9 protein-coding genes are annotated in these 12,166 nt (G+C 68.8%); 3 read left to right on the top strand and 6 right to left on the bottom strand.

Annotated features, from left to right (window positions below):
* Positions 1-57: 57 nt before the first annotated feature.
* Both VET29_RS31715 and VET29_RS31710 read right to left on the bottom strand, forming a co-directional pair.
* Positions 58-933 (bottom strand): hypothetical protein, encoded by an 876-nt coding sequence (locus tag VET29_RS31715; protein WP_324927515.1) that lies wholly within the window; start codon positions 931-933, stop codon positions 58-60.
* Entirely contained in the window at positions 930-2,579 is a 1,650-nt protein-coding gene (locus VET29_RS31710) for a hypothetical protein (RefSeq protein ID WP_324927513.1), read from the bottom strand. The genes VET29_RS31715 and VET29_RS31710 overlap by 4 nt, the downstream gene beginning before the upstream one ends.
* Positions 2,580-2,786: 207 nt before the next feature.
* Between VET29_RS31710 and VET29_RS31705 the strand changes: the two genes are divergently transcribed.
* Positions 2,787-3,485, top strand: coding sequence for an NUDIX hydrolase (locus tag VET29_RS31705; protein ID WP_324927511.1), 699 nt, complete (start codon positions 2,787-2,789; stop codon positions 3,483-3,485).
* Here the strand turns inward: VET29_RS31705 and VET29_RS31700 are convergent.
* From VET29_RS31700 to VET29_RS31685, 4 genes are all read right to left on the bottom strand, one after another.
* Complete coding sequence (locus VET29_RS31700; protein ID WP_324927509.1) at positions 3,482-4,387, bottom strand: LLM class F420-dependent oxidoreductase; 906 nt, start codon at positions 4,385-4,387, stop codon at positions 3,482-3,484. The two genes, VET29_RS31705 and VET29_RS31700, sit on opposite strands and share 4 nt — an antisense overlap.
* Before the next feature lie 70 nt (positions 4,388-4,457).
* A complete protein-coding gene (locus tag VET29_RS31695) occupies positions 4,458-4,718 on the bottom strand; it encodes a DUF3040 domain-containing protein (RefSeq protein ID WP_324927507.1) in 261 nt (86 codons plus the stop codon).
* A gap of 105 nt (positions 4,719-4,823) precedes the next feature.
* A complete protein-coding gene (locus VET29_RS31690) occupies positions 4,824-5,165 on the bottom strand; it encodes an STAS domain-containing protein (RefSeq protein ID WP_324927505.1) in 342 nt (113 codons plus the stop codon).
* A 10-nt stretch (positions 5,166-5,175) separates the two neighbouring features.
* Positions 5,176-7,176: an ATP-binding SpoIIE family protein phosphatase gene (locus tag VET29_RS31685; RefSeq protein ID WP_324927502.1), complete on the bottom strand. Its 2,001-nt coding sequence runs from the start codon at positions 7,174-7,176 to the stop codon at positions 5,176-5,178.
* Between the two features lie 124 nt (positions 7,177-7,300).
* Between VET29_RS31685 and VET29_RS31680 the strand changes: the two genes are divergently transcribed.
* Positions 7,301-11,632, top strand: coding sequence for a HAMP domain-containing protein (locus VET29_RS31680; RefSeq protein ID WP_324927500.1), 4,332 nt, complete (start codon positions 7,301-7,303; stop codon positions 11,630-11,632).
* Entirely contained in the window at positions 11,605-12,159 is a 555-nt protein-coding gene (locus VET29_RS31675; protein WP_324927498.1) for a response regulator, read from the top strand. The genes VET29_RS31680 and VET29_RS31675 overlap by 28 nt, the downstream gene beginning before the upstream one ends.
* The last annotated feature ends 7 nt before the right edge of the window (positions 12,160-12,166 follow it).

Genomic DNA, 12,166 nt, shown 5'->3' with positions numbered 1-12,166 from the left:
CGGTGACGATCCCGACATGCCACCCGTCCCCGACCGCCGCCGACCCCCTGGGCCGACTCACAGTCGGGGCCGGATGTAGGGGATCAGGTACCGCAGGGTCTGCGCCGCGTTCTTAGCTGCGGAGTCATGGTGCTGTTCGTTCTTGGCCACGTCCGCGTGGTCGGAGATCCCGCGGACCACCACCCAGCCGACCGGCGCGCCCGAGCGTGTGGTGGCGTCATGACAGAACTGGGCCAGCCCACCGGCCTCCGTCTCGACGACCATGACCTTTTCGTTGTAATAGCTGAGATAGCGACGGATATCGCTCTCCGCGTCGGCGATCACCGCTTCTCCAGTGCCGATCAACCCGTTGTACACATTGAACGCCTCCGACAGCCTCGCCGGTTCGCCCGAAGCGGTGAAAAAGGCGTTCACGGAGTGTGTGATCACCGACGGCGCCTGGAGCTCCTGTCCACGCCGCAGTGTCCGACCAGGGAGAAGCCTGCGGCCCTCGTAGTACACAGCGCGGGTGGCGACCACGACATCGTTCAGTGCGACCCGACCATGGACTCCGCCCCCGATCCCGACGAGCGCGATGACGGCCGGGTCGTACCGGTCCCGCAGGTTGGTCAGTGCGGGAGCGATCGCTCGCTGCCCCTGCACGGACGGCTGGGTAACCACCAGGTTGACGGTGCCGCCGGGCACGTCGAGCCGGCCCGTGTAGAACCGTTGCCCGGTTGCACCGTCATCGGTCAGCTCGAGAACGTCCAGCACGGCCCGTGTCTCCTCGGCCAGCACGGTGACGATTCCGAAGTGCCATTTGTCGCCCGCGTCCGCAGGCTCGGGTTCGGTGGGTTCCGCATGCCCGACGTACACCCTTGAGTCCACCTCATTGCCGGTGACGACGCTGGTACTGCCGTCGCCGATGCTCGTTATGCCGCTGTACACGTTCATGTCGACGGCTCCTTCGTGGCTGTCCGCGGTTTCGGCTGGCTGCCGGTCGTGACGTTGGTGGTCGACTTGATCTCGTTGTTGGCGACGATGTTGTTGTTGTGATGGCCCATGTTCAGGACGCCGCTGCTGATGATGTTCATGGCCTGCCGCTCGAAATCGGACGTGTCGACGTCGTGTGCTCTGAGGAAGTCGACCACGATCCGGAGAATGCGTTGTTCGATGATCTTCATGTGGTCGTAGATCGTCGTCTCGTCCAACTGCGCGTTCAGCCAGTCGTCGGCCACGGACTCGCGGACCGCCACGCGTGCACAGACCGGTATGCGACGGCGTGGTCTGTGAGTGCGGTCCTTGATCGCCCACCAGGCACGGCCCGCCACGACCGGGGCCTCGACCAGTCGCCACATACGCAGAACGTTGCCGGGCTGCCTGAACAGGTCCCGGACGGCGGCTCGGACCACGGCGCCGAAACCATGCTCCGCGTACCGGTCAATGACCTGGAAGCGCTGTGGTGTCCTGGTCAGTGCGCAGGTCGCGACGTCGAGACTCAGACAGCGCCCCTTCAAACTCACCCGGATCAGCACAGTCATGACGAGCTCACCACCTGCGATCGGCACACTCGTCTCGAGGAAGTGATGCGCGGGATACCGCGGGTCGTCGATCACCTCGTTGATCATTGTTTCGGCGTCACCACCCAGCAGCGTCCGGTCCGCCGAGATATCGGACTCGGGCACGTACAGCCGGTCGCGTACCCGAAGTCCGGGCAGGTTCTCGGTTCCGGTGTCGTGGGTGAGCTGCCTGAGTGCCGACCTCAGACAGTCGACCAGTTCGTGTGCCCTGAACGGTGGCGTGAGGTGCTCGCGCTGCGCCAGCGCGCCATTGCTCAACGGATCAGGTCGGATGAGCTGGACCGTCGTCGGCGGCAGCCAGCGGTTGACGAGCGTGCCGCTGCCCACGAACGGTGAGGACGAGCCTTTCTGGTCGAGCATGAGGTCGATCAGGTCCGCGTCCTTCCTGTGGGGTGGTCGCAGATAGGCGACGCATGTGTGGTTCTGCTGCTCGTCGATCGCTTCCTCCCTACGCGTGAGGTTCGGCGGCCGAAGCGAGCGCGCGTGGTGGTTCGCGTTGAGCTGGAGTTGGCGGATGACGCCGGCGAGCACCCCGCACAACAGGAGCGCGCTCGCCAGAACGACCGCTGCCGGCATGGCCGCGTGAGGCGTCGTGTCCAGCTTCCTCGCCACGAAGAACGGCGCGAGGACGAGCATGGCGCAGCCAGCGGACGAGGCCTTGAACCGCCGCTTCCGTTTTTCCTGATCCTCGCGGGGCAGCTGGTTCTGCCTGTCCGACCAACGAGTCGCCTCGTTCGCCGCGCGGACTCGAAGGAAGGCAGCGAGATTTCGGACTCCGATGATCAGCAGGACGTACGTGGCGCACGCGCACAGCACCATCACAACCGCGAGCACCTGGTGGGACACGAGTCCCGCGGTCAGTACCGCGAGTGCGGCGGTGTGCTGTCCGACCTCGAGCAGCCACGCCCGCCACGCCTGTCGCACGACCGGCACGAGGTCGAACCCGTACGACGGCGCGACCCGCCGCCGGGAGTCGTTGTGCACCTTCCGGATCACGAGGTTCCGGAAGGGTCGATCCATGTGTACAGCGGTGCAAAGGTGGCGCGTCGCCGTCAGCTGGGAATGTTGGTCAGGTTCTGCGGTCGGTGGTTTCGTCGGTGATGGGACCTTCAATGGGATCTTCAGTGTTGCTGTCACCTTGCCCCCAAGGAACCCTGATAGCTTTAGGTCGTACTGACCATAAGTAGGGACAGGGCTTTAGGTCAATGCGACTTTTAGGGGGTGTGCATGACAAGTGATCCTGCCGTCGTGTCGTTGACGGTCGACCTGGTGATCTTCACCGTCCGCGGGGACGAGTTGCGGGTGCTGCTGGTGGAAAGGGGCAACGAGCCGTACCGAGGCAGGCTCGCGCTGCCCGGTGGTTACCTGCGCGGCAGGGAAACCCTGGACCAGGCGGCACTTCGCGAGCTGCGGGAGGAGACCAACCTCGACGGTAGCCGCCTGCACCTCGAACAGCTGCGGACCTACAGCGACCCGGATCGGGACCCGAGAGGTCGGGTGGTCACTTCCGCCTACCTGGCGCTGGGTGCCGACCTCCCGGCGCCGGTCGCGGGTACCGACGCCAGGGAGGCCTACTGGGTGCCCGTGTGTGAGGCCCTGGGGGAGGGGACGCTCGCGTTCGACCACGGGGCGATCCTGCGGGACGGTCTCGAACGCGCTCGGTCCAAGCTCGAGTACACGAGCATTGCCACGGTGTTCTGCGCGGAGCCGTTCACGATCAGCGAGTTGCGCCGGGTTTACGAGGTGATCTGGGGAATCAGCCTTGATCCCAGCAACTTCCGGCGCAAGCTCACCCGCGCGGAAGGGCTACTCGAGTCGACCGGTGACTTCCGTATGGCCGCCACGGGACGCCCGGCCGCGTTGTACCGCAGAGGTCCCGCGGCGCTCCTGATGCCACCGTTCCTGCGGGCGCTGGACGCTGCCTAACCCAGCTGTGGCCGGACGTCCGACGCGATGAGGTCGACGTGGTCCAGGTCGGTCATGTCGAGCAGCTGTAGGTAGATGCGTGACGCGCCGGCCTCGGCGAACTGGGACAGCTTCTCGGCGACCTCGGCCGGGGTGCCGGCGGCGCCGTTGGTCTTCAGGTCGTCGACCTCGCGGCCGATGGCCGCCGCGCGGCGGGCCACCTCCGCGTCGTCCTTGCCGACGCACGTGGTGACCGCCGCCGAGTAGGTCAGGTCGCGGCCGGCCGCGGCCTCCCGGACGCGGCCGAACTGGGCCGCGGTGTTCGCGACCGGCTGGAACGGCACGTTGAACTCGTCGGCGTACGCGGCCGCGATGGCCGGGGTCCTGGTCGGGCCGTTGCCGCCGACGATGATCGGGACGTGGGACTGGGCCGGCTTCGGCAGGCCGGGGGAGTCGGTGAGCTGGTAGTACTTCCCGTCGTAGCTGAAGGTCTCGCCGGGCGGGGTCGACCACAGGCCCGTCACGATCGCGAGCTGTTCCTCCAGGCGGCCCAGCCGCGCGGACGGGAACGGGATGCCGTACGCCCGGTGCTCCGCCTCGAACCAGCCCGCGCCAAGGCCCAGCTCGACCCGCCCGCCGGACATCTGGTCGACCTGCGCGACCTGGATCGCCAGCACGCCGGGCAGGCGGAACGTCCCCGCGGTCAGCATGGTCCCCAACCGGATCGTGGACGTCTCGCGGGCCAGCCCGGCCAGCGTGACCCACGCGTCCGTCGGCCCTGGCAGGCCGTCGCCGGACATGGTCAGGTAGTGGTCGGAGCGGAAGTAGCCACTGAAACCGGCGGCCTCGGACGCCTTGGCCAGCGCCAGCTGCGTGTCGTAGGAGGCGCCCTGCTGCGGCTCGGTCATGATGCGGAGATCCATGACCACCATTCTTGCCTACGAACAGGCGCCGAGAGCGGTTGCCGGCCGTGGTCCTACGGTCGCGCTCCGCTCACCCGCGTGCCGCCAGATGAAGGCACGCGCCCGCCGCCAGAACGAGCACGCCGAGCACCATCAGGATCACCGCGGCGGCCACGATGCCGAAGGCCAGCAGCAGCCCGCCCGTCAGGTCGACGGCGATCCGGCCCGCCTTGCGTTGCCGCTTGCGTTCCGGTGGCTCATGCTCACGCAACATCCTGGACAGGCGCGGATCCGACTGTTCGAACCACTGCTCGATCGCTCTGAGCTCGCGGTCCTCGTCGTGGCTGAGCATGGTGACCCCCCACGTCTCAACGGCGGAGCCGTGCCGGCCCTGCCTACTTCGCCGATCGGGACTACCCCACATCGTCGGACGGAAACACCGTCGAGGCAAAGTTTTCTAACAGGAGTTCAACGCATCCTCGACCGAGTCGTGCAGGGTGAACAGCGAGGCGGTCTGGGTGACCTCCATCGTGCGCCGGACCCGGTCACCGATGACCAGCAGCAGGCGGGTGCCCCGGTCCGCGGCCAGGGTCGTCGCGCGCAGCAGGGCGGTCAGGCCCAGCGAGCCGAAGAAGGTCACCTCGGACAGGTCGATCACGAGCACGGGCGCGGCGGCCACGTGCTCCGCGATGGCTGTCTCCAGACCCGGCACGGTGACCAGGTCGATCTCACCCAGCACCGACAGGACGACGCAGTTCGGCGCCGGCCGCTCGGTCCGCAGCTCGACTGGGTTGGACACGGCCGAGAGCCTATGGCAGCCGGCCGTTCTTCTCGTCGGGGGGCACCCGCACCGCCACGATCGCGATGTCGTCGCGATGCGGCTCCACCGAGAAGTCCTCGACCGCCTGCCGCACGGCCGTGATGAGCCCGTCCGCGGTGCGGTTGCCGGCCCGCCGCAACGCCTTGGCGAGCCTGCCCTGCCCGAACAGCTCCACGCCGCGCCGGTGCTCGGTGACCCCGTCCGTGTAGAACACGAGCGTGTCGCCGGCCAGCAGTACGTGCCGGGTCGGGTGCACCGCGAACTTGCGCACCAGGCCGACCGCGCTGCCGTGGGTGCCGAGGTAGGACACGTTGCCGTCGGAGTAGACGAGTGCCGGCTGCTCGTGCCCGGCCAGCACCAGCTCCACGTCGACCGACGCCGGGTCGGTGCGCTGCCGGGTGATCATCGCGAGCGCGACGGTCGCGAACTGCGACGGGTCGCCCGCCTCCAGCATCATCTCGTTGAGCAGGTCGAAGGTCCGTTCGAGTGGCTGGCCGTCCCGCAGCAGCACCCGCAGCACGTCCCGCACGAGCCCGGTGCGGGCGGCCGCGCGTGGACCCTTGCCGCACACGTCGCCGACCACCGCGAGCCACCGGTCCGGGCCGAGCGCCAGCACGTCGTAGAAGTCGCCGCCGACGTCCGCGCCCGTGCTCTCCGGCAGGTAGGCCGCCGCGAACTCGATGCCCGCGGCCTGCGGCAGCGCCCTGGGCAGCAGCGCCTGTTGCAGTGCCTGTGACGTCGCGACGTGCGCGCTGTCCCGCTGCGCGTTGTCGATGGCCTGCGCCGCCCGCCGGACCAGCTCGGTGACGATGAGCATCTCCTCCGGCCGGTGCGCGCGGTCGGACGGGCGACCGACGCTGATCGTGCCGAGGGGCCGCCCGCCGACCCGCAGCGGCATGGCGACACCGTCGAACGGCGAGCCGAGCGCCGCGGCGTCGGCGCCGTCCGCGAGCAGCACGCCCAGCGCGCCGTCCGGCTCGGCGAGTGGCGCCAGCTCGTCCCGCAGGACACCCAGCACGTCCTCGTCGACATGGGTCAGCGCCTGCAGGTTGAGCCGGCCGCGCTGGTCGAGCAGGTGCAGCGCGCACCAGCGGCCGAGCCGTGGCACCAGCACCTGCGGCACGATCGCCGCGGCGAGCCGCACGTCGAGGGAGTTCGAGAACATCTCGGTGGCCTCGGCCAGGTAGGTCATCCACAGCCAGCGCTCGCGGTCGGCGCTGTGCTGCTGGTCGGCCTCGACGGCGAGCGTGACTCGCAGCGCGGTGAGCTGGGCGAGGTCGGACGAGGTGCGCGAGACCAGCGACTCGTCGCCGTGCACCACCAGCCGGCCGGTCCTCGGCGGGGTGAGCGGCAGCGGCGTGACGACCACCGCGTCCCTGGTCCGGTTGCCGTACCCGGCCAGTACCTCGGTGCCGGTCCCGGTCTCCAGCAGCACGGTCGCGCCTGCCGCGCCCAGCACGTCGCACAGGCGCCGGACCAGCTCGGTCACCGCCACCGACAGCGGCAGCTCGTCGGCCGCCGACAGGTGCAGCAGCCAGCGCGACACGTCCGGGTCCGGCCAGGACGGCGGCGGCTCGGTGGGCCGGGTGGGCGGTGGGTCCGCCAGCAGGCCGAGGGTGAACCAGATGTGGTGGCCGTGGCGGTCGTGCCGGCTGCCCCACGCATCGGCCAGCCCGGCGACGAGCGCGAGCCCACGCCCGCCGGCGTCCTCCCTGGCCGGCGCCGGCTGACCGGCTCTGCGCAGCTCCATCGGCGCCGGGCCCTGGTCGGTGACCGTGATCGTCACCGCGCCCGCGTCGGCCACCACGAGCTCGATCGTGAACCCGGTACCGGCGTGCAGCACGGCGTTCTCGCACAGCTCGCTGGCGAGCAGCACGGCGTCGTCGACCAGGTCGTCACGTCTCGCCCTGGCCAGCATCGCCCGCACGAACCGGCGGGCCGCACCTGGCGCGCCGGCGTCTCCGGGGAACTGGGCTCGTCGCGAGAACACGCCCAGAGTGTGCCTGGTAGCGGACCGTGTGTGGACAGGCACTCTTTACCAGGCGTGCGCACGCCTAGACTTCACTGAGCGGAGCGAGCATGCGACACCGCAAGCGCAACCGAGTGGAGGGCCCATGGCTGCCCCAGAAGTCACGGCCGCCGAGCACGACGAGCAGGGTGACCTCGACGGCCTGCTCAGCGAGTTGGTGACGGCGCTGTCCGCCGTCCGGCAGGGCTCGTTCGACGTGCGGCTCGCCAGGCGCGGCACCGGTCTCCCCGGTCAGGTCGTCGACGGCTTCAACGCACTGCTCGAACTGCAGGAACGCCGCAACCGGGACCTGCTGCGGATCAGCCGGGTCGTCGGCCGCGAGGGCCGCATGCTCGAGCGGATGGACGAGGACCAGTTCGACGGGTCGTGGGCGTCCGGCGCGGCCGCGGTGAACTCGCTGATCGACGACCTGGCGCGGCCGACATCGGAGATCGCGCGGGTGATCGCGGCGGTCGCCGAGGGGGACCTGTCGCAGCACATGGCGCTGGAGATCGAGGGCCGGCCGCTGCGTGGCGAGTTCAACCGCATCGGCCGCACGGTCAACACGATGGTCGACCAGCTGTCGTCGTTCGCCGTCGAGGTCACGCGGGTGGCCCGTGAGGTGGGCACGGAGGGCCGGCTCGGTGGCCAGGCGGACGTGCACGGCGTGTCCGGCACGTGGCGGGCGCTGACCGACTCCGTGAACACCATGGCTTCCAACCTCACCAACCAGGTGCGGTCGATCTCCTCCGCCGCGACCGCCATCGCGCAGGGTGACCTGTCCCGCAAGATCACGGTGAGCGCCCGCGGCGAGATCGCGGAGCTGGCCGAGACCATCAACTCGCTGACCGACACGCTGCGGGTGTTCGCGCACGAGGTCACGCGGGTGGCCCGCGAGGTGGGCACCGAGGGCCGGCTGGGTGGCCAGGCGACCGTGCCGAACGTGGCCGGCACGTGGAAGGACCTCACCGACGCGGTGAACCAGCTGGCCGCGAACCTCACCGAGCAGGTCCGCAACATCGCGCAGGTGACCACGGCGGTGGCGAAGGGCGACCTGACGCAGAAGATCACCGTGGAGGCCCGGGGCGAGATGGTCGCCCTCAAGGACACCGTCAACACGATGGTGGATCAGTTGTCGTCGTTCGCGGACGAGGTGACGCGTGTCGCCCGTGAGGTTGGTACGGAAGGGAAGCTGGGCGGTCAGGCGCAGGTGGAGGGCGTGTCCGGCACCTGGCGCAACCTCACCGAGAGCGTGAACCGGCTGGCCTCGAACCTGACCGGACAGGTCCGCAACATCGCGCAGGTGACGACCGCGGTGGCGAAGGGCGACCTGACGCAGAAGATCACCGTGGACGCGCAGGGCGAGATCCTGGAGCTGAAGTCGACGGTCAACACGATGGTGGATCAGTTGTCGTCGTTCGCGGACGAGGTGACGCGTGTCGCCCGTGAGGTTGGCACCGAAGGGAAACTCGGCGGCCAGGCACAGGTGACGGGTGTCGCCGGGACCTGGCGGGACCTGACCGACAACGTGAACTACATGGCGTCCAACCTGACCAACCAGGTGCGTAACATCGCCCAGGTCTCGACCGCCGTGGCGGAAGGCGACCTGTCGCAGAAGATCACCGTGGACGCGCAGGGTGAGATCCTGGCGTTGAAGTCCACCGTCAACATCATGGTGGATCAGTTGTCGTCGTTCGCGGACGAGGTGACGCGTGTCGCCCGTGAGGTTGGCACCGAAGGGAAACTCGGCGGCCAGGCACAGGTGCGTGGCGTCGCCGGGACCTGGCGGGACCTCACGGACACCGTGAACTACATGGCCTCCAACCTGACCGGACAGGTCCGCAACATCGCGCAGGTGACCACGGCCGTCGCGAAGGGCGACCTCTCGCAGAAGATCACCGTGGACGCGCAGGGTGAGATCCTGGAGTTGAAGTCGACGGTCAACACGATGGTGGATCAGTTGTCTTCGTTCGCGGACGAGGTGACGCGTGTCGCGCGTGAGGTTGGTACGGAAGGGAAGCTGGGTGGCCAGGCGCAGGTGAAGGGGGTGGCCGGGACCTGGCGGGACCTGACCGACAACGTGAACTACATGGCGTCCAACCTCACCAGCCAGGTGCGTAACATCGCCCAGGTCGCCACGGCGGTCGCCGAGGGTGACCTGGGGCAGAAGATCACCGTCGACGCGCAGGGGGAGATCCTGGCGTTGAAGTCGACCGTCAACATCATGGTGGACCAGTTGTCGTCGTTCGCCGACGAGGTCACGCGTGTCGCGCGTGAGGTTGGTACGGAAGGGAAGCTGGGCGGTCAGGCGCAGGTGAAGGGCGTGTCCGGCACCTGGCGCAACCTCACCGAGAACGTGAACCAGCTGGCCACCACACTGACCATCCAGCTGCGTGCGATCGCCGGCGTGTCCACGGCCGTGACCAGGGGCGACCTGACCCAGCAGATCGGCGTGCAGGCCAGCGGCGAGGTCGCGGACCTCAAGGACAACATCAACCAGATGATCGTCACGCTCCGCGAGACCACCACGCAGAACAAGAACCAGAGCTGGCTCGACTCGAACCTCGCCCGCATCGGTGGCCTCCTGCAGGGGCAGCGGGACCTCATCGCCGTCTGTCAGATGATCATGAACGAGGTCGTGCCGCTGGTGGACGGCCAGGCCGGCGCGTTCTTCCTGAACCCGGGCAGCGGCGACCCGGACGCCGAGCAGGAGTGGCGGCTGTTCGGCTCGTACGGCCTCGGCACCGACGACCTGCCGGTCCGCTTCGGCCGCGGCGAGGCGCTCGTCGGCCAGGCGGCCGAGTCGAAGCAGCCGGTCGTACTGACCGGCTCGAAGGCGAACTTCGCGCCCATCCGGTCCGGCATCGGCACGTTCACGCCGACCGCGCTGGTCGTCACGCCGGTGCTGTTCGAGGGCGAGACCGTCGGCGTGCTGGAGATCGGCTCGGTCAACGACTACTCCGAGCTGCACATGAACTTCCTGGAGCGGCTCGCGCTGACCATCGGCATCGCGATCAACACCATCCACGCGAACGTGCGTACCGAGGAGCTGCTGGCACAGTCCCAGCGGCTCGCACAGGAGCTGCGCAACCAGTCCGCGGAGCTGCAGCGCACCAACGCGGAACTGGAGGACAAGGCCACGCTGCTCGGCGAGCAGAACCGCAACATCGAGATCAAGAACCTGGAGATCGAGGCCGCCCGGCGCCGCGTCGAGGAGAACGCGCAGCAGTTGGCCGTCGCGAGCCAGTACAAGTCCGAGTTCTTCGCCAACATGAGCCACGAGCTGCGCACGCCGCTCAACTCCCTGCTGCTCCTGGCCCGGCTGCTGGCGGACAACCCGGAGAAGAACCTGTCGCCCAAGCAGATCGAGTTCGCCAACACGATCCACAACGCCGGCTCGGACCTGCTCGCGCTCATCGACGACATCCTCGACCTGTCCAAGATCGAGGCCGGCCGGGTGACCATCCACCCCGGACCGGTGAACCTCGCGGAGGTCGCCGCGGACGCCCGCCGCGCACTGGTGGCACAGGCGGAGGAGAAGGGCCTGGAGCTGGAAGTCCTGGTGGCGGAGGACACCCCGGCGTCGATGGTCACGGACATCCAGCGCCTGCAGCAGATTCTGCGCAACCTGCTGTCCAACGCGGTGAAGTTCACCGAGCGCGGCACGGTGACGCTGACGATCTCACCGGGACGGACGGCCGACGAGGTCGCCTTCTCCGTCAAGGACACCGGCATCGGCATCTCGGACGAGAAGTTCGAGATGATCTTCGAGGCGTTCCAGCAGGCCGACGGCACCACGAGCCGGCGCTACGGCGGCACCGGCCTCGGCCTGTCGATCTCCAAGGAGCTGGCGCGCCTGCTGGGCGGGCACATCTCCGTGGAGTCGACCCTCGGCGAGGGTTCGACGTTCATCCTGTTCGTGCCCGTCTCGGCGCCGGGGGTGGACCGGAAGCGGTCGACGCCGCTGGCCGAGACCGAGGACGGCCTGCCGCCGATCGGCACGCCGATCCTGCGCCCCACCGTCGGCGCGCCCGCGGTCGCGCGCGAGCTGACCGGCGTGTCCGTGCTGATCGTCGACGACGACGTGCGCAACGCGTTCGCGCTGACGTCCGCGCTGGAGCTGCACGGGATGACCGTGCTGTACGCGGACAACGGCGCCGACGGCGTGCGCCTGCTGACCGAGCACCCCGAGATCGACATCGTCCTGATGGACGCCATGATGCCCAACATGGACGGCAACGAGACGACCCGCCAGATCCGGCAGCTGTCCACCGGCGCCGAACAGACCCCGGTGGTGTTCCTGACCGCGAAGGCCATGGCGGAGGACCGTGAGGCGAGCTTCGCCGCGGGCGCCGACGACTACGTCACCAAACCGGTCGACCTCGACCAACTGCTGGACGTCGTGTCCTCGTGGGTCATGCGAAGGGCGACGCGGTGACGGCGAAGGCACTGCTCGTCGACGACCGCAGGGAGAACCTCGTCGCGCTGGAGGCGATCCTGCAGGGGCTGGCCGTCGAGACGATCGCGGTCACCAGCGGCGAGGAGGCGCTGAAACGCCTGCTGGTGGACGACTTCGCGGTGATCCTGCTGGACGCGTCGATGCCCACGATGGACGGCTTCGAGACCGCAACGCACATCAAGCAGCGGGAGCGGACCCGGCACATCCCGATCATCTTCCTGACCGCGCTGGACTACGACGCCCGCCTCGCGTTCCGCGGCTACCAGATCGGCGCGGTCGACTTCATCACGAAGCCCTTCGACCCGTGGGTGCTGCGGTCCAAGGTCGCGGTGTTCATCGACCTGTGGCAGAAGAGCGCCGAGCTGACCGCACAGGCGATGGACCAGATGGCCCTGCAGGACGCGGTGACGAAGGCACTGGCGCTGCTCGCGTCGAGGGACAACGAGGGTGCGGTGTCGGTGCTGCGGGCGGTCCAGGCGAAACACGCGGTGCCACGCATGCGGTGACTGCCGC

Source organism: Actinophytocola sp., from assembly GCF_035634895.1.
In the GTDB taxonomy this organism is placed as follows: domain Bacteria; phylum Actinomycetota; class Actinomycetes; order Mycobacteriales; family Pseudonocardiaceae; genus Actinophytocola.
Note: the sequence above shows the minus strand (reverse complement) of the source record. Positions and strands in the feature narration are given on the sequence as shown.

Excerpts from the sequence above, each read along its gene's own strand:
- VET29_RS31715 (WP_324927515.1), bottom strand. The coding sequence starts at position 933 with ATGAACGTGTACAGCGGCATAACGAGCATCGGCGACGGCAGTACCAGC.
- VET29_RS31710 (WP_324927513.1), bottom strand. The coding sequence starts at position 2,579 with ATGGATCGACCCTTCCGGAACCTCGTGATCCGGAAGGTGCACAACGAC.
- VET29_RS31705 (WP_324927511.1), top strand. The coding sequence starts at position 2,787 with ATGACAAGTGATCCTGCCGTCGTGTCGTTGACGGTCGACCTGGTGATC.
- VET29_RS31700 (WP_324927509.1), bottom strand. The coding sequence starts at position 4,387 with ATGGATCTCCGCATCATGACCGAGCCGCAGCAGGGCGCCTCCTACGAC.
- VET29_RS31695 (WP_324927507.1), bottom strand. The coding sequence starts at position 4,718 with ATGCTCAGCCACGACGAGGACCGCGAGCTCAGAGCGATCGAGCAGTGG.
- VET29_RS31680 (WP_324927500.1), top strand. The coding sequence starts at position 7,301 with ATGGCTGCCCCAGAAGTCACGGCCGCCGAGCACGACGAGCAGGGTGAC.